Here is an 18866-nt window from a genome sequence, read left to right on the forward strand (position 1 = left end):
AGCCGCGGGGGCTCACTGCATCTTGGGCAGGTCGGCCTGCAGCCACTTTTGATAGAGCTTGTTCAGCTCGCCGTTGGCGGTGTTCTTCTGCACGAATTCGTTCACGGCCTTGGTCAGTTCTTCCTGGCCCGGACGCATCGCGATGCCCATCGATTGCTGCACCAGCGTGAACTTGTTTTCGAAGGTGTTGGCCGGCACGCGCTTGGCGATCTGCGCCGCCACGGTGACCGAGCAGCCGATGGCATCGACCTGGCCCGAGATCAGCGCCTGCATGGCCGAGGCGTCGTCGTCGAAGCGGCGGATCTCGGTGCCTTCGGGGGCGGCCTTGGTCACGGCCACGTCTTGCGTCGACGCGCGGGCCACGCCCACGCGCAGGCCCTTCAGGTCGCCTGCCGCCTTGATCGAGGTCTTGGTCGCGCCGTACAGCACGATGGTCGCGGCTGCGTAGGGCTGCGAGAACTGCACCTGCTTGGCGCGCTCGGGCGTCACGGCCAGCGAGGCCACCAGCAGGTCGACCTTGTTGGTCAGCAGGAAGGGAATGCGGTTCGGGCCCGTGACCGGCACGATGTTGGCCTTGACGCCCCAGTCTTTCGCCAGCAGCTTGGCCACGTCGGCGTCGTAGCCGTCGGGCTGGTTCTTGGCGTCGGTGGTGCCGTAGGGCGGGAAGTCGACCAGCATGCCGATGGTGATCTCGCCCTTCTTCTTGATGTCGGCCACGGTCTGTGCGGACGCGAAGGGCGCGAACACGGTCAGTGCGGCGCCGAGGCCCAGGGCGGCAAGCGCAACGCGGCGGGTGGTGGAACGGGTCATGGGATGTGTCTCCTGAATAAAGAAAGGAAGCGACGAGAAAAACGAGGAACGGTCAGCGAGCCAACGCCAGGGCGCGCTTGCGCTCCATGCGCGCTGCAAGCAGCGACAGCGGCCAGCAGATCGCGAAGTAGATGGCCGCCACCACCGAGAACACGATGAGCGGCTGGAAGGTGGCGTTGTTGACGATCTGCCCGGCGCGCGTGATCTCGACGAAACCGATGATGGCCGCGAGCGACGTGCCCTTGATGATCTGCACCAGGTAGCCCACCGTGGGCGCCAGCGCGATCTTGAAAGCCTGCGGCAGCACCACGTCGCGCATGCGCGCCGCGTACTTGAGGTTGAGCGCCTGCGCCGCCTCCCACTGGCCGCGCGGAATCGCCTGGATGCAGCCGCGCCAGATTTCGCCGAGGAAGGCCGCGCTGTTCAGGATGAGCGCCACGCCCGCGGCCACCCACGGGTTGATGTCCAGCCCCAGCACCGGCGCACCGAAGAACACCAGGAACAGCTGCAGCAGCAGCGGCGTGCCCTGGAAGATCTGGATGAAGGTGGTCGACACGGCGCGCGCCCACGTCGATTCCGACGTGCGCATCAGCGCGATGGCCAAGCCAAGAATGGCGCCGCCCACGAAGGCGATGGCCGACAGTGCGAGCGTCCACTTGGCCGCTTCGAGGATGAAAAGGAATTCGGGAAAACCGAAGGTGCGCATGGTGTGTGCTCCGTCCGTCGTGGTCAGTCAGTTACCGGCGGTCCGGGTAGTTGAGCGTGCGCTTGTAGATCAGCTTGAACATGGCCGAGAAGGCCAGCGCCAGCGCGAGGTAGATGGCCGCGACCACGATGTAGATCTCGAAGCTGCGGAAGGTCTGCGACTGCAGGTTGGCGGCCACCGATGTCAGGTCGTCGGCCGAGATGACCGACACCACCGCCGAGCTCAGCATCAGCAGGATGAACTGGCTCGTGAGCGCCGGGTAGATCGCCTTCAGCGCGGGTTTGATGATCACGAAGCGGAAGATTTCCCAGGGCTTGAGGTTGAGCGCACGGCCCGCCTCGATCTGCCCCTTGGGAATCGACTCGATGCCCGCACGGATGATCTCCGTGGCGTAGGCGCCGAGGTTCACCACCATCGCCACCAGCGCGGCCGTTTGCGGCGACCAGCGCAGGCCGATGGCCGGCAGCGCGAAGAAGAAGAAAAACAACTGCACGATGAACGGCGTGTTGCGGATCACCTCGATGTACGCATTGACGATGAAGCGCAGCCAGCCCGGCCCCGAGGTCTTGCCCCAGGCGCAAAAGATGGCGACCACCAGCCCCAGCAGGGTGGCGATGAGCGAGAGCTGAACCGTGATCCACGTGCCCTTGAGCAACAGCGGCCAGGCGGCAAAGACGGCGTCGAATTGGAACTGGTAGTTCATGGTGGAGCGGGCACGAAGAGCCGTGCGCGGACCCTGAAAGGAATGCTTGCAGCTTAAATGAAACCGGTTTCAGAGCAATCTAGGGATTCCCCTAGGTGGGCGTTTTGACCCACCCGCCTGCCTACACTGGCGCGATGCCGAACCCCCACGCGGACTCAACTTCCTCCACGGCAAGCACCCCGGCTGACAGCCCCGTCGTGCAGCATTTCCGGCAGGCGCTGCTCTGGCCCTTGCGCCTCGTGCCGGCGCCCGGCGCGGCGCCCTCGCACCACGGCCCTTGGCACGTGCTGCGCGACATGGGCGAGGCCTCGCCCTGGCGCGAAGAGGTGGACGAATACACCGGCGACAGCGGCCGCTTCCACGAGCGCCACTACAACGAGTTCGTGAGCTTCCTGCCGTACGTGCAGCGCTTCCTGTACGGCGAAGGCCGATCGCGCAGCAGCAGCAATGAAGGCACGGGCAGCGATGGCGACTCGCCGATGCGCATCTTCCGCCGCCGCGACATCGCGTCCGTGCGGCTGGTGGCGCGGCCCGGCGAAGCGCCCGTCACGCTCGACGTGATTCACTGCGACCTGTACTTCTTCTTCGACATCGACGTGGTGCTGCTCAACCTCGAGGTCGGCACCGACCACCTGAGCCTCGCGCAGGCGCAAGACATCCTCTATCGCTTCGGCCGCGCCTACCCTTCGGGCTGGGAGGCCGACGGCGCCGCCCTGCACTGCATGGCCAGCGTCGAGTGGCTCGGCACCGACGGCCGCGTGCTCGCTGCCTCCGATGCGCAGCAGCGCGACGCCTTTTTGTCGCACGTGGCGCAGCACCGCGCGCCGCGCATCGCCGCGCACTGGGCCTACCTGATGCAGCCGCTGGTGAGCGACCATTCGGACGACCCCGGCGTGCTGCGCTACCGACAGATCGAGTACTACCGCATGCCGGTGATGGCCTACCTGTCGCTCGACGATCCACGCCGCCTCACGCGCGACGACTTCGTGCGGCTCGCGCTCGTCACGGGCGCGGGCGGCGCCGATGCCCACCTTCCCTATGCCGAGCAGCATCTGGCCGACTTCGAGCACACCTACTGCTACGACCGCTTCTGGGTGAACGCGGGAGCGGCGCCCAACACGCGCTACCTGTGCAACGGCCACGCGCTCATCGTGGTGGGCGACGCGCACTCCGAGTTCTTCTGCTGCCGCGACCGCGGCGTGCTCGCGCAGTTCAGGCACCAGCACTTTTTGCTGTTCCTCATCGCGCATTTCCAGAAGGCCTCGCTGCTGATGTTCTCGGACCAGCTGGTCGAGGCGCTCAACAAACTCGACATCCGCAACACGCCGAGCGTGAAGCAGTTCAAGCGCGCCATCCGCGCGAGCTTCGAGCGATTTCTTCGCTTCACGCACCGCTACTGGTTCCACGAGATTTCGGAGCAGGCGCAGGTGCGCGCGCTCTCCCACATGTGCGCCAAGCACTTGCGGCTCGACCCGCTGTACGACGAGGTGAAAGCGCGCATCGCCGACATGAACACGTACCTCGACGCCGACAGCCTGCGCCGGCAAGCCAGCACCGTCGTGCGGCTCACGGTGGTCACGCTGTTCGGCCTCATCGGCACCGTCACCACCGGCTTCCTCGGCATGAACCTGCTGGCCGAGGCCGACGCGCCGCTGTGGCGCAAGGCGATCTGGTTCGGCGTGGTGTTCACCTTCACCACCTGGCTCACGATCTACACGATGGTGAAGTCGCAGCGGCTGTCGGACTTCATCGATGCGCTGTCGAACGACAAGCTGAGTTTGCGGGGCAAGCTGGCGGCGCTTGGGCGGGTGTGGCGGGCGGGGGCGGACTGATCAGGGCGACGCTCCCGCCGACGCGGTACCTTGCTCCGCGAATGTCCCCCGGGGCTTCGCCCCTCCTCCTTGATTTCGCTGCGCAAGGCACCCCATCGACGTGAGCGTTGTTCAGTGCGGCTGTTGATCGACCGGCACCACGACCGCGCTCGGTGTGCGCAGGACACTGGGTGCTTCCCGCAGCGAAATCAAGGAGGAGGCCGCAGGCCGGGGGACATTCGCGGAGGGAAGTACCCGGTGGCCTGTGCACACGCCCTGAAGGCCGCCCCCAAACTAAGATCACCGCCCCACACAAAGGCCACGCATGCGCATCGCCCTCGTCTCCGACATACATGGAAACCTCCCCGCGCTCGAAGCCGTGGTCGAGGACATCGCCCGCCGCGGCGCGGACGCCATCGTCAATCTGGGCGACAGCCTCTCCGGCCCGTTGATGCCGCTGGAGACCGCGCAGTTCCTGATGGCGCAGGACTGGGTCCAGCTGGCCGGCAACCATGAACGCCAGCTTCTCTCCTTGCCTGCCGGGGGGCGCGGCCCGTCCGACGCGTTCGCGCATGCGCGGCTCGGTGCGAAGGAATTCGAATGGATGGCATCGCTGGTGCCCCACCTTCGCTTCAGCCCTGAGGTTGTGCTCTGCCATGGCACGCCCGCCAGCGATCTCGAGTACTTCCTGGAGACCGTGGAGCCTGCGAACTTTCGCGCGGCCACGCTGCCGGAAATCGATGCGCGCCTCGGTCACGTCGAGGCCGAACTGATCGCGTGCGGCCACACGCATGTGCCGCGCGCGGTGCACGCGTCCAGCGGGCAATTGATCGTCAACCCGGGCAGCGTCGGCCTGCCCGCGTATGCCGACATCCATCCGCATCCGCATGCGGTCGAAACGGGTTCGCCGAATGCGCGCTATGCCATCGCCGAGCAGCGCGAGGGTGGCTGGACCGCCCGGCTGGTTTCAGTGCCCTACGACCACACGGCCATGTCGGCGCTGGCGCTGAAGCACGGGCGGCCCGACTGGGCCCATGCCCTGGCGACCGGGCGCATGTCCTAAAGAGCGATCTGCGCGCTGTCGATCGCGCGGATCGGTACGCCGAAGCTCGTGATGTCCGACAGCGTCGCGTTGTGGTGCGCGCGGATGAAGGCGCCCTTGGCATGCGGCTTGTCGTGCGAGGTGTGGGCGTCGGCCGCCAGCACCACCTCGTAGCCCAGCGCGGCGGCGCGGCGCACGGTGGTGTCCACGCAAAACTCCGACGAATAGCCGCAGACCACCACGCGCCGCACGCCCTGCTCCGTCAGCCAGGCCTCGAGCGGCGTGCGCAGGAACGAATCGGGCGTGGTCTTGCGCAGGCGCGCGTCGGCTGGCGTCACCTGCAAGGCATCGGCCAGCTGCCAGCGTTCGGAATCGAATTCCAGGTCGATGGGGTTCTCGTGCTGGATGAAGGCCACCGGCACGCCGGCCGCGCGGGCGCGTGCCGTGAGGGCATTGATGCGCCCGATGACCGCTTCGGCCTCGTACGGCCGGGGCGGATCGTCGCAAAGGCCGCGCTGCATGTCGATGACGAGGATGGCAGTTTTCATGGCGATGAAGGACTGTGGGCGTGGATCGCCGGAGTATGCCGCCGGCCCGCCGATTGCCCCCGCTCGCCGAATGTTTCTGTCGCTGAAACCATTGAAAGGCCGACTCCCGCTAGTCTCGCGCCTCAAGATCAACACACATCAAGAAGGCTTTCTCATGGCTGACGACTCGGGTTCGCAAGGCGCTTATCTCCCCCGACTGCTGCGTCGCGGCGCGGTGCTCGCCACGGCCGGCTGTGCCTTCGTCGCAGGCTGCAGCAGCGCCGGCGGCGGTGAAACCCGCTACGACAACTCGCCGCAATTCAAGGGCGGCGTGTTCCAGAACATGCCCAACCCCGAGCTGCTGCCCACGGCCAGCACGTGGCGCATCTGGTCGCGCTTCATCGTCGGCAGCAAGGTCGACACCGTGCCGGTCGACCCGATTCCGGTGCGCGCGCTGACGCCCCAGGCGCTCGACGCGCTCGCGGCCGACGCCAACCATGTCGTGCGCCTGGGCCACTCGTCGCACCTGCTGAAGCTCAAGGGCAAGTACTGGCTCATCGACCCCGTGTTCAGCGAGCGCGTCTCGCCCTTCACGTGGGTGGGGCCGAAGCGCTTTCACAAGCCGCCGATCCAGCTGGAGCAGCTGCCGCCGATCGAGGCCGTGATTCTTTCGCACGACCACTACGACCACCTGGACGTCGCCACCATCGAGTACCTCGCCACGCGCGTGCAGCGCTACTTCGTGCCGCTGGGCATACGCGCCCGGCTCATCGAGATGGGCGTGCCCGCCGAGCGCGTGACCGAGCTCGACTGGTGGCAGGGCGGCGAGCATGCGGGCGTGAAGCTCACGGCCACGCCCGCGCAGCACTTCTCGGGCCGTGCGGTCACGCTGACCGACCGCGACCGCACGCTGTGGGCCTCGTGGGTGGTGCAAAGCGGCGATCAGCGCATCTTCTACAGCGGCGACTCGGGCTACTTTCCGGGCTTCAAGCAGATCGGCGAACGCTTCGGCGGCTTCGATCTCGCGCTGATGGAAAACGGCGCCTACGACGCCTACTGGCCCGGCGTGCACATGACGCCCGAGCAGAGCGTGAAGGCCTTCGAAGACCTGCGCGGCAAGGTGCTCTATTCGGTGCACAACAGCACCTTCGACCTGGCCTTCCACACCTGGCACGACCCGCTGGACCGCATCGCCGACCTGGCACAGGCCAAGAAGATCGAACTGGCCACGCCGGTGATCGGCGAAGTGCTGACGGTGGGGCAGGCGCGCACCAATGTGCGCTGGTGGGCCGGGCTGAAGTGAGCGCGCAGCCCTTCACGCGCCGGTGAATATTTCGATTGTTTCCCGCCACTTTTAAAAGGTTTACGGACGGTTAACTGGCCATCGGTTCAATCGCTTCACCGCCGCGACGACTCCCTCGAAGGAAGCGCCGGCGGGGAAGCCAGATCGTCTGCAAGGCAGCAGCCACAGGGAGCACGACGACAACAGGAACCGGTGCGAAGTGAGGCCCCGTCACCGCGGTAGAAGCAACCACCCTTCGGAGGCGCCTGGACATTGGTTCGAGCACTTTCGAAGGGTGCGCGCGCACCACGGCGCATGCTTTGCGGCATGAACCACCACGGATGCCGGTAGCGACCCGCGGACCACCTGCGCGAGGGGTGTCAGGACGCATCGAACCTGTCATCATCGAATCCCGCTCACTGCTCCCTCTCGACGATGCCGCTTGCCTCCCCGCTCACGAAACGGCGCCCGCGCACCTGGCTGCTGGCCGTCGTTCTCGGCATGGGCCTCGCCGGCAACGCGCTCGCGACGCACGGCAACCCGCAAGGCAAAGGCCCACGTGTCGGCGTGCTCGTGAGCGACCTGCGCAACCCCTTCTTCGCCTACATCGCCCGCGCGGTCGAGACGACCCTGAACGAGGGCGAGCAGCGCGCCGCGCACATCACCGTCGTGTCCAGCGGGTTCGATCCGCAGCGCCAGGACGAGCAGCTCAAGGAAATGATCCGCCAGCGCGTGCAGCTCGTGATCGTGACGCCCGTCGATTCGACCAGCCTGCACGCCCGCGTCGCGGAAGCGCGCGCGGCCGGCATCAAGGTCGTCGCTGTCGATGCGCTCGTGCAGGGCGCCGATGCGGCCGTGGTGACCGACAGCCGCGCGGCGGGCAAGCTGGCCTGTGAACATCTGGTGCGCACGCTCGGTGGCAAAGGCGAAGTGGCGATCATCGACGGCCCGCCGAACACGGCTGCGGTCGGCCGTGTGAGCGGCTGCCGCGAGGCGCTGGGCGCAGCGCCCGGTGTGCGTGTCGTGCCGATGGCATTGAACGGCGGTGCCACCAAGGACGGCGGCGTCGAACAGATGACCCAGCTGCTCGCGCGCCATCCGAAGCTGTCGGGCGTGTTCGCGATCAACGACCTGTGCGGCATCGGCGCGGAACTGGCGGCCCAGGTCGCGGGGCGCCGCGACATCGTCATCACCGCGATGGACGGTTCGCCGGAAGTGGTGCAACGCCTGCAAGACCCGGCCACATTGATCGCCGGCAGCGCGACGCAGTCGCCTGCGTTGATGGGCCAGCGGGCGGCCGAAATCGGGTTGAAGCTCCTGTCGGGCCAGACACCGCCGCAGCGCGTGCTGCTGTTGCCCTCGAAGCTCGTGACGCGCGAGAACGTCGGCGGCTACGACGGCTGGTAAGCAAGCCGGCGGGCTTGCTTACCGATCGACTTACTTGCCTTCCTGCTCGCGCCGCTCGCGCGCGCGCCGCACCTGGCGCGTCTCGTTGGCCTGCGCAATGGCGCGGTCTTTCGCGCGCCGCTTGCCCTGCCGCTTCTCGCGCATGCGGCGCCCCAGGATGTAGCTGCCGAAGCCGGTGACCACGGCGAGGATCACGCCGAGGATGCTGATGTCGATGCCGCCCAGCATCAGAGCACCCGCAGCACGCTCGCCGGCGTGAACCCGAGGTCTGCCACCTTGCCCTTGCGTCCGCGGGTCCCCATCGCGTTGTTGAGCGATCGGATCTCGAGCGTTTCTTCGCGCTCCTTGCCGCCGCGGGCGACGCCTTCGATGCGCACGCTGCGCGTGTAGGCCACCGCACCGGCCAGCGTGTCCTTGGCCTCCAGGTCGATCAGCGTCAGGCCGCGACCGCCCTTGGGCAGGCTCTTGAGCTCGGTGATGTCGAAGGTCAGGATGCGCTTGCCGCTCGAGGCGCAGGCCACGTGCGTGGCGGCCGGCATCGGCTCGGCCCCGCTCGCGCCACCCACCAGCGACGGACGGCACAGCTGCTCGCCCTCGCCCACGTCGATGAAGGCCTTGCCGCCGCGCTGGCGCGACATCATGTTCTCGACGGTGGCCATGAAGCCGTAGCCGCCCGTGTTGGCCAGCAGCACGCAGGCGCCCACCGGGCCCGCGAAGAAGTGCGTGACGTGCGTGCCGGCATCGAGATCGATGAGCGTGGTGACGGGCTGGCCGTCGCCGCGCGCACCGGGCAGCGAAGCCACGGGCACGGTGTAGACGCGCACGCTCTTGTCCTTGGCGCTGCCGAAGACCAGCAGCGTGTCGACGCTGCGGCATTCGAAGGCACCGTAGAGCGTGTCGCCCGACTTGAAGCTGTACTCGGGCGCGGTGCCGCCGTTGCCTGCAGCTTTCTCGCTGGCCCAGCCCTTCTGCGCGCGCACCCAGCCCTTCTGCGACACGATCACGGTGACGGGCTCGTCGACCACCTTCACTTCGGCCACGGCGCGCTTCTCGGCCTGGATGAGCGTGCGGCGCGGGTCTTCGAAGGTCTTGGCGTCGGCCTCGATTTCCTTGACCAGCAGGCGGCGCAGCGTGGCCGGGCTGGAGAGGATGTCTTCGAGTTTCTTCTGCTCGTCGCGCAGGCCGGCGAGTTCCTGTTCGATCTTGATGGCTTCGAGCCGCGCAAGTTGGCGCAGCCGGATTTCAAGAATGTCCTCGGCCTGCCGGTCGCTGAGGTTGAAGCGCGCAATGAGCGCCGCCTTCGGGTCTTCCGCGGCGCGGATGATGGCAATGACTTCGTCGATGTTCAGCAGCACCAGCTGCCGGCCTTCGAGGATGTGGATGCGGTCCTGCACCTTGCCCAGGCGATGGCGCGAGCGCTTCTCGACGGTGATCTCGCGGAACGCGATCCACTCGTTGAGCATCTGGCGCAGCGACTTCTGCGTCGGCTTGCCGTCGATGCCGACCATCGTGAGGTTGATCGACGACGAGGTTTCGAGCGAGGTCTGCGCCAGCAGCGTGGTCGCGAACTCGTCCTGGCTGATGCGCGAGGTCTTGGGCTCGAACACCAGGCGCACGGCGGCGTCCTTGCTCGACTCGTCGCGCACCACGTCGAGCATCGACAGCATCGCGGCCTTCAGCTGGGTCTGGTCGGCGCTCAGCGCCTTCTTGCCGGCCTTGACCTTCGGGTTGGTGATTTCCTCGATTTCTTCGAGCACCTTCTGCGTGCTGACGCCGGGCGGCAGTTCGTTGACCACGAGCTGCCACTGGCCGCGCGCGAGGTCTTCGATCGTCCAGCGCGCGCGCACCTTGAGCGAGCCGCGGCCGGTGCGGTAGGCATCGGCAATGTCGCTGGCGCCGCTGATGATCTGCGCGCCGCCCGGGTAGTCGGGGCCGGGCACGATCGCCAGCAGTTCTTCTTCGCTGAGCTTGCCGTTCGACTTGATCAGCGCCACGCAGGCGTCGGCAATCTCGCGCAGGTTGTGGCTCGGGATTTCGGTGGCCAGGCCCACGGCGATGCCGCTGGCGCCGTTGAGCAGCGTGAACGGCAGCCGCGCGGGCAGCAGGCGCGGCTCTTCGGTGCTGCCGTCGTAGTTGGGAATGAAGTCGACCGTGCCTTCGTCGATCTCGTCGAGCAGCAGGCTGGTGATGCGCGCCAGGCGTGCTTCGGTGTAGCGCATGGCCGCGGCGCCGTCGCCGTCGCGGCTGCCGAAGTTGCCCTGGCCGTCGACCAGCGGATAGCGCTGCGAAAAGTCTTGCGCCATGCGCACCAGCGCGTCGTACGCGGCCTGGTCGCTGTGCGGGTGGAAGCGGCCGAGCACGTCACCAACGACGCGCGCGCTCTTCACGGGCTTGGCGCCCACGGTGCCGTTGGTGCCGCCGAAGCCCAGGCCCATGCGCGACATCGAGTACAGGATGCGCCGCTGCACCGGCTTCTGGCCGTCGGACACATCGGGCAGCGCGCGGCCCTTGACCACGCTCAGGGCGTATTCGAGGTAGGCGGTCTGCGCGTAGTCGGCCAGCGTGAGCGTGGTGTCGCCGTCGGTGGGGCCTGCAAGGTCGAGCGGGGGTTGAGAGTCGTCCATGAAGAAGAGAGAAAGAAAACAGGTGGGGGCCGCGTGCGTTCGCGCTCAGCCCAGATTGAAAGTGAGGCGCGTCGCCGGTTGCAGGGCGCAGGCAGCGGTCGCGAGGACAAGGCTTCGACGGTGCATGGCGGTCTTCGGGGTCAGGACAGCGGAGAAGCCGCGGTGCCGGTCGGCTCGGCCGCGCCCGTGGGCACGTCGGACAGCTCGGGCACCTCAGGCATCGTCGGCACGTTGCGCGGCGAGTCGGACGGCATGTTGCCGCGGCCGATCGCACCGCCCTTGGGCACCGACATCTCCATGCGGATGCGCCCCGGCGTCTTGCCGCCACCGCTGCTGCTGCCCGTGCCGCTGCGCAGGTTGCCGCCCACGGTCACGGCCGAGGGCTTGAGGTACGCGTACAGCTGCAGCACGGTCTGCACGTAGTTCTGCGTTTCCTTGTAGTTCGGGATCTTGTTGCCCGCGCGCTGCACCGCGCCCTCGCCCGCGTTGTAGGCGGCCAGGGCGAGTTCGATCTGGCCCGGGAACATCGCGATCAGGTCGCGCAGGTAGCGCGAACCGGCGGCGATGTTGATGTGCGGGTCGAACAGCTTTTTCTCGATGGTGCCGCGCTTGTCCGTCGCCACGCCGTAGCGCTGCGCGGTGGCGGGCATGAGCTGCATGAGCCCCATCGCGCCCTTGGGCGAGACGGCTCTTGCATCGAAGCCCGATTCGGTGGCGACCAGCGCCTGCAGCAGCTCGTAGTCGATCGCGTGCTTGCTTGATGCATCGCGCAGCGCCGACTTGGCGCTCTTGTAGCCGGGCGAGGCCTCGAACATGGCGAGCAGGTTCTGCGACGCCGGCGACACCTTGCCGTCGAGCCGACGTTTGCTGCCGCCGCGGCCCAGCGGCGACAAGCCCTTCGCGGTGTCGAAGCTCTGGCCACCGTGGAAGAAGATCTTGTAGCGCTCGTCGACCTTCTCGGCCGCGAAGTGCGCCACGCCGTTGCTGTCGATGTAGCCGTAGATGTCGGCGGCGTGCGCGAGCCCCTGCTGCATGCACAGCAGAAGGGCCAACCACAGCGAACGCTTGAAAACCGACATGCGTGTGAGAAGAAGGAAAGAAAAGGGAAAGCTCAGACGTCGATGTCGACGTCGTCCGCGCGCAATTCCATGAGCTCGCGCCGCGCCGCCGCTTCGCCCTTGCCCATCAGCTTGGTGATCTCGCCCTGGGTGGACGAAAAGTCGAACCGGCCCAATTGGACCTTCATCAGGCGGCGGGTGTCCGGATTGAGCGTGGTTTCCCACAATTGTTCCGCGTTCATTTCGCCCAGGCCCTTGAAGCGGCTGATGCTCCAGGCGCCTTCGCGCACGCCGTCCTTGCGCAGTTTGTCGAGCGTGGCGGTGAGTTCGCCTTCGTCGAGCGCATAGACCTTGGAGGCCGGCTTCTTGCCGCGCGCGGGCGCATCGACCCGGAACAATGGCGGCTTTGCCACATAGACGTGGCCGGCTTCGATGAGCTTGGGAAAGTGCCGGAAGAACAGCGTGAGCAGCAGCACCTGGATGTGCGAGCCGTCCACGTCGGCATCCGACAGGATGCAGATCTTGCCGTAGCGCAGGCCGCTCATATCGGGAGAGTCGGTGGGGCCGTGCGGGTCGACGCCCACGGCCACCGAGATGTCGTGGATTTCGGTGTTGGCGAACAGGCGATCGCGCTCCACTTCCCAGGTGTTGAGCACCTTGCCGCGCAGCGGCAGGATGGCCTGGCTTTCCTTGTCGCGGCCCATCTTGGCGCTGCCGCCGGCGGAGTCGCCCTCGACCAGGAACACCTCGTTGTGGCTGATGTCCTTGCTCTCGCAGTCGGTCAGCTTGCCGGGCAGCACGGCCACGCCGGAGCCCTTGCGCTTCTCGACCTTCTGGCCGGCGCGCTGGCGCGTCTGCGCGGCCTTGATAGCCAGTTCGGCCAGCTTCTTGCCGTAGTCGACGTGCTGGTTGAGCCACAGCTCGAGCGTGGGACGCACGAAGCTGGACACCAGGCGCACGGCGTCGCGCGAGTTCAGGCGTTCCTTGATCTGGCCCTGGAACTGCGGGTCGAGCACCTTGGCGCTGAGCACGTACGAGGCGCGCGCGAACACGTCTTCGGGCAGGAGCTTCACGCCCTTGGGCAACAGCGAGTGCAGCTCGATGAAGCTCTTCACCGCGGTGAACAGGCCGTCGCGCAGGCCGCTTTCGTGCGTGCCGCCGGCGCTGGTGGGAATCAGGTTGACGTAGCTCTCGCGCACCGGCTGGCCGTCTTCGGTGAAGGCCACGCACCAGTCGGCGCCCTCGCCTTCGGCGAAGTTGTCGGCGTTCTTGTCGGCATGGCCGCTGCCTTCGAACAGCGGAATGACCGGGTCGCCGTTGAGCGTCTGCATGAGGTAGTCGCTCAGGCCGCCCTTGTAGAGCCACTGCTGGCTTTCCCCGGTCTTCTCGACCGTCAGCGTGACGCTCACGCCGGGCATCAGCACGGCCTTGCTGCGCAGCAGGTGGGTGAGTTCGGCCATCGGCAGCGCGGCGGTCTCGAAGTACTTGGCATCGGGCCAGGCGCGCACGGTGGTGCCCTGCTTGCGCTCGCCCGCTTCGAGCTTGCGGATTTCGAGCGCCTCGATCACGTCGCCGGCGCTGAAGGCCAGCTTGGCGATCGAGCCTTCGCGGTGCGAGGTCACTTCGAGGCGCTTGGACAACGCATTGGTCACCGACACGCCCACGCCGTGCAGGCCACCCGAGAAGCTGTAGGCGCCGCCCGAGCCCTTGTCGAACTTGCCGCCGGCGTGCAGCCGGGTGAACACCAGCTCGACCACGGGCGCCTTCTCTTCGGGGTGCATGCCGAAGGGAATGCCGCGGCCGTCGTCCTCGATACTGACCGAGCCGTCGGTGTGCAGCGTGACCTTGATCTTCTTGCCGTAGCCCGCCAGCGCCTCGTCGGCGGCGTTGTCGAGCACTTCCTGGATGATGTGCAGGGGGTTGTCGGTCCGGGTGTACATGCCCGGGCGCTGCTTCACGGGCTCGAGGCCCTTGAGCACGCGGATGGAGCCTTCCGAATAGCCGGAAGCGGAGTCTGAAGATGTCTTGGGGGAAGTCGCCATGGGGGCGGATTGTAGTCAGTTGGGTTGAAATGACTGGATACCCATACAGGCACCGGCTTCGGTCTTTTCGCACATCAGGCGCTGATTTCCACGGGCGGGCCGAACATCCGCGCACCCAGGAAGTCGATGAACGCCCGCAGCTTGGGCGACGGATGGCGCCCCGACGGCCACAGCACGCGGAACGCGATGGTACGGGGCTGGCGCAGGTGCTCGGTCAGCACGGGCTGCAGCGTGCCCTCGGCCAAGGCAGCGCGCACGCTGAATTCGGGCAGGCAGGCGATGCCGCGCCCGCGCAGCGCAAAGCACAGGCGGGTCTCGATGTTGTTGCAGATCATCGAGACCGGCGGGCGCACCTCGCTGCCGTCGGGCCCGGGCGCCAGCGGCCAGACCTCCACCTTGCCGGTCGCCGGGTAGCGGTAGTGCAGGCAGGCGTGGCGGGCCAGGTCGTCCGGCGAGGCAGGCGTGCCGTGGCGCGCCAGGTAGCCAGGCGAGGCCACGAGCAGCTGCGAGAACTCGCCGAGCTGGCGCGACGAGAGCCGTGAATCCGCCGGCTCGCCGGTGCGCACCACGGCGTCGAAGCCTTCCTCGATGACGTCGACGAGGCGGTCGCTGAAGTCGAGGTCGAGCTCGATCGCCGGGTACGCGGCCATGAAGTCGGCCAGCACGGGCAGCACCAGCGAACTGACCAGCGGCAGGCTCACGCGCAGCCGCCCGCGCGGCGCCTCGGCGGCCTGCGACAGCTCCTGCTCGGCGGCCTCGATCTCGGCCAGCACGCGGCGGCTGCGCGCCAGGAACAGCGCGCCCTCGGCAGTGAGCGTGATGCTGCGCGTGCTGCGGTGGAACAGGCGCACGCCCAGCCGCTCCTCGAGCCGCGCCACGCGCTTGCCCACGGCCGACGCCGACACGCCGAGCGCGCGCCCGGCCGCCACGAAGCTGCGGGTTTCGGCGACCTGAACGAAGACGGCAAAGCCGCTGAGGCTGTCCATGGGGAATCTCCATTGCGGACTTCAATGTCCGCATTGATCGGAACTGTAGCCGTCTTTATCCGAAGTCGGCTTCTTCCTATCGTTGGCCGCATGACCTTCCTCCCCGACATTTCCCCCACTTTTGCCCCGGCCTGGCCGGGCCCGGACCCGTCGCGCATCGACGCCGCCATCGACCGTGCGCTCACCGAGCAGCGGCTGGTCGGCGCGGTGGTGCTGGTGCGCCACAACGGGCGCCTCGTTCACCGGCGCGCCGCCGGACTGGCCGACCGCGAAGCCGGCCGGCCGATGCGCGAGGACGCGCTGTTCCGGCTGGCCTCGGTGTCCAAGCCCATCGTTTCCACCGCTGCGATGGTGCTCGTGGACCAGGGCCGGCTCGGCCTGGACGACCCGGTGACGCGCTGGCTGCCGAGCTTCCGCCCTCGCCTGCCCGATAGCGCGGATGAAGCCGTCATCACGCTGCGGCAGCTGCTGACCCATACGGCCGGGCTGGGCTACCGCTTCTTCGAAAGCTCGGACGACGGCCCCTACGCGCGCGCCGGCGTGTCGGACGGCATGGACCGCGACGACGGCCTCACGCTGGCCGGCAACCTGCAGCGCCTGGCCCGCGTGCCGTTGCTGTACCCGCCGGGCACAGGCTGGCTCTATTCGCTGGCCATCGACGTGATCGGCGCGGTGGTCGAGGCGGCCAGCGGCCGGCCGCTGTCCGAGGCGGTGCGCACGCTGGTGACCGCGCCGCTGCAGATGCACGACACGGGCTTCGCCACCGCACCCGGCGACCCGCGGCTCGCCACGCCCTACGTGAACGCCCCCGGCGACACGCCGCCGCAGCGCATGGACGGCCCCGTCGTCGCCACGCCGTTCGAAGGCGCCGTCGGCATCCGTTTCGACCCGGCGCGCGCCTTCGACGCCAGCGCCTGGCCCTCGGGCGGCGCCGGCATGGTCGGCAGCGCGGGCGACTTCTTGCGCCTGCTCGAGACGCTGCGCACCGGTGGCGCCTCGCTGCTGGGCGCCGCCACCGTCGATGCGATGGGCCGCAACCACACGGGCGACCGGGGCCCGGCGGACGCGCCGGGCTGGGGCTTCGGCCTGGGCTTCTCGGTGCTGCACGACCCGCAACCCACGCAGACGCCCGAATCGCCCGGCACCTGGCGCTGGGGCGGCGCCTACGGCCACGCCTGGTTTGTTGACCGGGCGCGCGGGCTCAGCGTGGTGGCGTTCACGAACACGCTCTACGAAGGCATGTCGGGCCGCTTCGTCACCGAACTGAGGGACGCCGTCTATGCGTGACACGACCTACTCTTCACCGCTGCCCCTCTCCGGCCTGCTGGCGCTGGCTGCCGGCGGCTTCATCACCATCCTCACCGAGGCAATGCCGGCCGGGTTGCTGCCGCAGATCGGCGCCGACCTGGGCGTTGCGCCCGCGCTGGTCGGCCAGCTCGTCACTGTGTACGCGCTGGGCTCGCTGGTGGCGGCCATTCCGCTGGTGGCGTTCACGCGCGGTTGGCGGCGACGGCCGCTGTTGATGGGCGCGATCGGCGGCTTTGCGGTGGTCAACACGGTGACGGCGCTGTCGCACGACTACACGCTGACGCTGGTCGCGCGCTTCTTCGCCGGTGTGTTCGCGGGGCTGCTGTGGGCGCTCTTGGCCGGGCACGCCGCGCGCATGGTGGCGCCGTCGCAGCAGGGCCGGGCCATCGCGGTCGCGATGCTGGGCGTGCCGCTGGCGTTGTCGCTGGGCATTCCGGCAGGCACGCTGCTGGGCGCGAGCGTGGGCTGGCGGGCGGCCTTCCTGGTCATGTCGGCGCTCTCGGTGCTGCTGCTCGGCTGGGTGCGCTGGCAAGTGCCCGACTTCCCGGGCCAGGACGCCGGGCGCCAGCAAAGCGTGCGCCGCGTGTTCCTGCTGCCCGGCGTACGTCCGGTGCTGGCCGTGATGTTCGCCTTCGTGCTCGCGCACAACATCCTCTACACCTACATCGCGCCCTTCCTGGTGCACGCCGGGCTCGGCGCACAGGTCGGTCGGGTGCTGCTGGTCTTCGGCGTGGCCTCGCTGGGCGGCATCTGGCTCACGGGTGTGCTGATCGACCGCTGGCTGCGCGTGCTGGTGCTGACCGGCACGGCGGCCTTCGCGCTGGCGGCGCTGATGCTCGCCGCGGCGGGCGGATCGGCGATGGGCGTGTACCTTGCGGTCGCGGTCTGGGGCCTGGCCTTCGGCGGTGCGGGCACGCTGTTCCAGGCTGCGTCTGCCCAAGCGGCTGGCGATGCGGCGGACGTCGCGCAGTCGATGGTCGTGACGACCTGGAACCTCGCCATCGCGGGCGGCGGGCTGGCGGGCGGCCTGCTGCTGCAGGGCGGCGGCGCGGGCAGCCTGCCCTGGGCGCTGCTTGCGCTGCTGGTGCCGGGGCTGGTGCTGGCGTGGCGGGCCTGCGAGCACGGGTTCCCGGGCGCGCGCGACGCGGCAGCGGCGCCGGCGCGCTGACGCCCCCTGAAACCTGAAGGCAGGCCGCGCGCCTGCCTTCTTTCTTTGATGCGGTGTGCGCATTGAAACCGCGCCCACAAATCATCAATGGCTTTGGCCGCCACGACACCGGCCACAGCATGCATTCGCTACATTCAAAGGATGCAAGCCTCCCCCGCTCCCACCCTTTCGATCAAGCAGGTGCTGTTCTGCGGCGCCATGATCGTCACGCTCTCGATGGGCATCCGCCACGGCTTCGGCCTCTGGCTGCAGCCCATCACGCAGGCGCAGGACTGGAGCCGGCAGACCTTCTCGTTCGCACTGGCAGTGCAGAACCTGTCGTGGGGCATCTTCGGCGTGTTCGCCGGCATGCTGGCCGACCGTTTCGGCGCGTTCCGCGTGCTGATCGGCGGCGCGGTCTTCTATGCGCTGGGCCTGTTCGGCATGGCGCATTCGCCGACGCCGCTGCTGTTCACCCTGAGCGCGGGCGTGCTGATCGGCGCCGCGCAGGCGGGCTCGACCTACGCCGTGATCTACGGCGTGATCGGGCGGCAGATCCCGGCCGAGCGGCGATCATGGGCCATGGGCGTGGCCGCAGCGGCCGGCTCGTTCGGGCAGTTCCTCATGGCGCCCATCGAAGGCCGCCTGATCGGCGCCTTCGGCTGGCAGACCGCGCTGGCGGTGCTGGCGGTGGTGGTGCTCGTGATCGTTCCGCTGGCCTTCGGCCTGCGCGAGCCCAAGACCGCGGCGCTGGCCGGCCATCGCGACCAGTCGGTGCTGCAGGCCGTGGGCGAGGCCTTTCGCTACCCGAGCTTCGGGCTGCTGATGGCGGGTTACTTCGTGTGCGGCTTCCAGCTGGCCTTCATCGGCATCCACATGCCGACCTACCTGCGCGACCAGAGCCTGTCGGCCGACGTGGCGGGCTACGCGCTGGCGCTGATCGGCCTGTTCAACGTGTTCGGCACCTACACGGTCGGCCTGCTGGGGCAGAAGCTGTCCAAGCCGAAGATTTTGGCGGCCATCTACCTGGCACGGGCGGTGTCGATCGCGCTCTTCCTGCTGGTGCCGATCTCGCCGCTCAGCGTGTACGTCTTCTCGGCGGCGATGGGCTTTCTGTGGCTGTCGACCGTACCGGCCACCAACGCCATCGTCGCGGGCATCTTTGGCGTGGCGCACCTGTCGATGCTCAGCGGCTTCGTGTTCCTGAGCCACCAGGTGGGCTCGTTCCTGGGCGTGTGGCTCGGCGGCTTCCTGTACGACACGACGGGCAGCTACAACATCGTCTGGTACATCTCGATCGCGCTGGGCGTGTTCGCGGCGCTGATCAACCTGCCGGTGAAGGAAAGCGCCATTGCGCGCGGCGTCCGGCCGGCTGCCGTGGCGGGCTGACCGCCCCCTTTGAGGAGAACCGCG

At 68.1% G+C, this 18866-nt stretch carries 16 protein-coding genes; 7 read left to right on the forward strand and 9 right to left on the reverse strand.

Going from position 1 to position 18866, the window contains the following annotated elements; translation table 11 throughout:
• Positions 1 to 12 precede the first annotated feature (12 nt).
• The 3 genes from GFK26_RS28855 to GFK26_RS28865 are packed head-to-tail and all read right to left on the reverse strand — an operon-like array spanning position 13 to position 2219.
• On the reverse strand, positions 13 to 810 hold the full coding sequence (locus GFK26_RS28855) for a transporter substrate-binding domain-containing protein (RefSeq protein ID WP_101492320.1): 798 nt from the start codon (positions 808 to 810) through the stop codon (positions 13 to 15).
• Positions 811 to 862: 52 nt separating this feature from the next.
• Positions 863 to 1516, reverse strand: coding sequence for an amino acid ABC transporter permease (locus GFK26_RS28860; RefSeq protein ID WP_099796310.1), 654 nt, complete (start codon positions 1514 to 1516; stop codon positions 863 to 865).
• A gap of 31 nt (positions 1517 to 1547) precedes the next feature.
• Positions 1548 to 2219, reverse strand: a complete 672-nt coding sequence (locus GFK26_RS28865; protein ID WP_101492318.1) for an amino acid ABC transporter permease — start codon at positions 2217 to 2219, stop codon at positions 1548 to 1550.
• 134 nt (positions 2220 to 2353) lie between these two features.
• Here GFK26_RS28865 and GFK26_RS28870 point away from each other — a divergent pair, with 134 nt between their 5' ends.
• Both GFK26_RS28870 and GFK26_RS28875 read left to right on the forward strand, forming a co-directional pair.
• Positions 2354 to 4051 carry a hypothetical protein gene (locus tag GFK26_RS28870; protein ID WP_153284989.1) on the forward strand — a complete coding sequence of 566 codons (1698 nt, stop codon included), beginning with the start codon at positions 2354 to 2356 and terminating at the stop codon, positions 4049 to 4051.
• A gap of 304 nt (positions 4052 to 4355) precedes the next feature.
• The gene (locus GFK26_RS28875; RefSeq protein ID WP_153284990.1) at positions 4356 to 5093 is read left to right on the forward strand and encodes a metallophosphoesterase family protein; all 738 of its coding nucleotides are present in this window, start codon (positions 4356 to 4358) and stop codon (positions 5091 to 5093) included.
• Here the strand turns inward: GFK26_RS28875 and GFK26_RS28880 are convergent.
• Positions 5090 to 5620, reverse strand: a complete 531-nt coding sequence (locus GFK26_RS28880; RefSeq protein WP_153284991.1) for a cysteine hydrolase family protein — start codon at positions 5618 to 5620, stop codon at positions 5090 to 5092. The two genes, GFK26_RS28875 and GFK26_RS28880, sit on opposite strands and share 4 nt — an antisense overlap.
• A gap of 154 nt (positions 5621 to 5774) precedes the next feature.
• Between GFK26_RS28880 and GFK26_RS28885 the strand changes: the two genes are divergently transcribed.
• The gene (locus GFK26_RS28885; RefSeq protein ID WP_153284992.1) at positions 5775 to 6902 is read left to right on the forward strand and encodes an MBL fold metallo-hydrolase; all 1128 of its coding nucleotides are present in this window, start codon (positions 5775 to 5777) and stop codon (positions 6900 to 6902) included.
• Positions 6903 to 7316: 414 nt separating this feature from the next.
• The gene (locus tag GFK26_RS28890) at positions 7317 to 8288 is read left to right on the forward strand and encodes an ABC transporter substrate-binding protein (protein WP_153284993.1); all 972 of its coding nucleotides are present in this window, start codon (positions 7317 to 7319) and stop codon (positions 8286 to 8288) included.
• Between the two features lie 30 nt (positions 8289 to 8318).
• On the opposite strand, the gene GFK26_RS28895 is transcribed toward GFK26_RS28890, so the two are convergent.
• From GFK26_RS28895 to GFK26_RS28915, 5 genes are all read right to left on the reverse strand, one after another.
• On the reverse strand, positions 8319 to 8516 hold the full coding sequence (locus GFK26_RS28895) for a hypothetical protein (RefSeq protein ID WP_225617000.1): 198 nt from the start codon (positions 8514 to 8516) through the stop codon (positions 8319 to 8321).
• A complete protein-coding gene (gene parC / locus GFK26_RS28900) occupies positions 8516 to 10912 on the reverse strand; it encodes a DNA topoisomerase IV subunit A (RefSeq protein ID WP_153284994.1) in 2397 nt (798 codons plus the stop codon). The genes GFK26_RS28895 and parC overlap by 1 nt, the downstream gene beginning before the upstream one ends.
• Before the next feature lie 140 nt (positions 10913 to 11052).
• Positions 11053 to 11991: a lytic transglycosylase domain-containing protein gene (locus GFK26_RS28905; RefSeq protein ID WP_153284995.1), complete on the reverse strand. Its 939-nt coding sequence runs from the start codon at positions 11989 to 11991 to the stop codon at positions 11053 to 11055.
• A gap of 32 nt (positions 11992 to 12023) precedes the next feature.
• On the reverse strand, positions 12024 to 14012 hold the full coding sequence (locus tag GFK26_RS28910) for a DNA topoisomerase IV subunit B (protein WP_153284996.1): 1989 nt from the start codon (positions 14010 to 14012) through the stop codon (positions 12024 to 12026).
• 74 nt (positions 14013 to 14086) lie between these two features.
• On the reverse strand, positions 14087 to 14998 hold the full coding sequence (locus GFK26_RS28915) for a LysR family transcriptional regulator (protein ID WP_153284997.1): 912 nt from the start codon (positions 14996 to 14998) through the stop codon (positions 14087 to 14089).
• Between the two features lie 90 nt (positions 14999 to 15088).
• On the opposite strand from GFK26_RS28915, the gene GFK26_RS28920 reads away from it, so the two are divergent.
• From GFK26_RS28920 to GFK26_RS28930, 3 genes are all read left to right on the forward strand, one after another.
• Positions 15089 to 16285, forward strand: coding sequence for a serine hydrolase domain-containing protein (locus GFK26_RS28920; protein ID WP_153284998.1), 1197 nt, complete (start codon positions 15089 to 15091; stop codon positions 16283 to 16285).
• Positions 16278 to 17474 carry an MFS transporter gene (locus GFK26_RS28925; RefSeq protein ID WP_153284999.1) on the forward strand — a complete coding sequence of 399 codons (1197 nt, stop codon included), beginning with the start codon at positions 16278 to 16280 and terminating at the stop codon, positions 17472 to 17474. Before GFK26_RS28920 ends, GFK26_RS28925 begins: the two co-directional genes overlap by 8 nt.
• Before the next feature lie 141 nt (positions 17475 to 17615).
• Positions 17616 to 18842 carry an MFS transporter gene (locus GFK26_RS28930; RefSeq protein WP_153285000.1) on the forward strand — a complete coding sequence of 409 codons (1227 nt, stop codon included), beginning with the start codon at positions 17616 to 17618 and terminating at the stop codon, positions 18840 to 18842.
• Positions 18843 to 18866: the final 24 nt, after the last annotated feature.

This window comes from Variovorax paradoxus (assembly GCF_009498455.1).
Classification (GTDB): domain Bacteria; phylum Pseudomonadota; class Gammaproteobacteria; order Burkholderiales; family Burkholderiaceae_C; genus Variovorax; species Variovorax paradoxus_H.

Bases quoted from the DNA above. Each gene is read 5' to 3' on its own strand.
- GFK26_RS28910 (WP_153284996.1), bottom strand. From the start codon at position 14,012: ATGGCGACTTCCCCCAAGACATCTTCAGACTCCGCTTCCGGCTATTCG.
- GFK26_RS28895 (WP_225617000.1), bottom strand. From the start codon at position 8,516: ATGCTGGGCGGCATCGACATCAGCATCCTCGGCGTGATCCTCGCCGTG.
- parC (WP_153284994.1), bottom strand. From the start codon at position 10,912: ATGGACGACTCTCAACCCCCGCTCGACCTTGCAGGCCCCACCGACGGC.
- GFK26_RS28915 (WP_153284997.1), bottom strand. From the start codon at position 14,998: ATGGACAGCCTCAGCGGCTTTGCCGTCTTCGTTCAGGTCGCCGAAACC.
- GFK26_RS28880 (WP_153284991.1), bottom strand. From the start codon at position 5,620: ATGAAAACTGCCATCCTCGTCATCGACATGCAGCGCGGCCTTTGCGAC.
- GFK26_RS28855 (WP_101492320.1), bottom strand. From the start codon at position 810: ATGACCCGTTCCACCACCCGCCGCGTTGCGCTTGCCGCCCTGGGCCTC.
- GFK26_RS28875 (WP_153284990.1), top strand. From the start codon at position 4,356: ATGCGCATCGCCCTCGTCTCCGACATACATGGAAACCTCCCCGCGCTC.
- GFK26_RS28885 (WP_153284992.1), top strand. From the start codon at position 5,775: ATGGCTGACGACTCGGGTTCGCAAGGCGCTTATCTCCCCCGACTGCTG.
- GFK26_RS28905 (WP_153284995.1), bottom strand. From the start codon at position 11,991: ATGTCGGTTTTCAAGCGTTCGCTGTGGTTGGCCCTTCTGCTGTGCATG.
- GFK26_RS28865 (WP_101492318.1), bottom strand. From the start codon at position 2,219: ATGAACTACCAGTTCCAATTCGACGCCGTCTTTGCCGCCTGGCCGCTG.
- GFK26_RS28920 (WP_153284998.1), top strand. From the start codon at position 15,089: ATGACCTTCCTCCCCGACATTTCCCCCACTTTTGCCCCGGCCTGGCCG.
- GFK26_RS28870 (WP_153284989.1), top strand. From the start codon at position 2,354: ATGCCGAACCCCCACGCGGACTCAACTTCCTCCACGGCAAGCACCCCG.
- GFK26_RS28925 (WP_153284999.1), top strand. From the start codon at position 16,278: ATGCGTGACACGACCTACTCTTCACCGCTGCCCCTCTCCGGCCTGCTG.
- GFK26_RS28860 (WP_099796310.1), bottom strand. From the start codon at position 1,516: ATGCGCACCTTCGGTTTTCCCGAATTCCTTTTCATCCTCGAAGCGGCC.
- GFK26_RS28890 (WP_153284993.1), top strand. From the start codon at position 7,317: ATGCCGCTTGCCTCCCCGCTCACGAAACGGCGCCCGCGCACCTGGCTG.
- GFK26_RS28930 (WP_153285000.1), top strand. From the start codon at position 17,616: ATGCAAGCCTCCCCCGCTCCCACCCTTTCGATCAAGCAGGTGCTGTTC.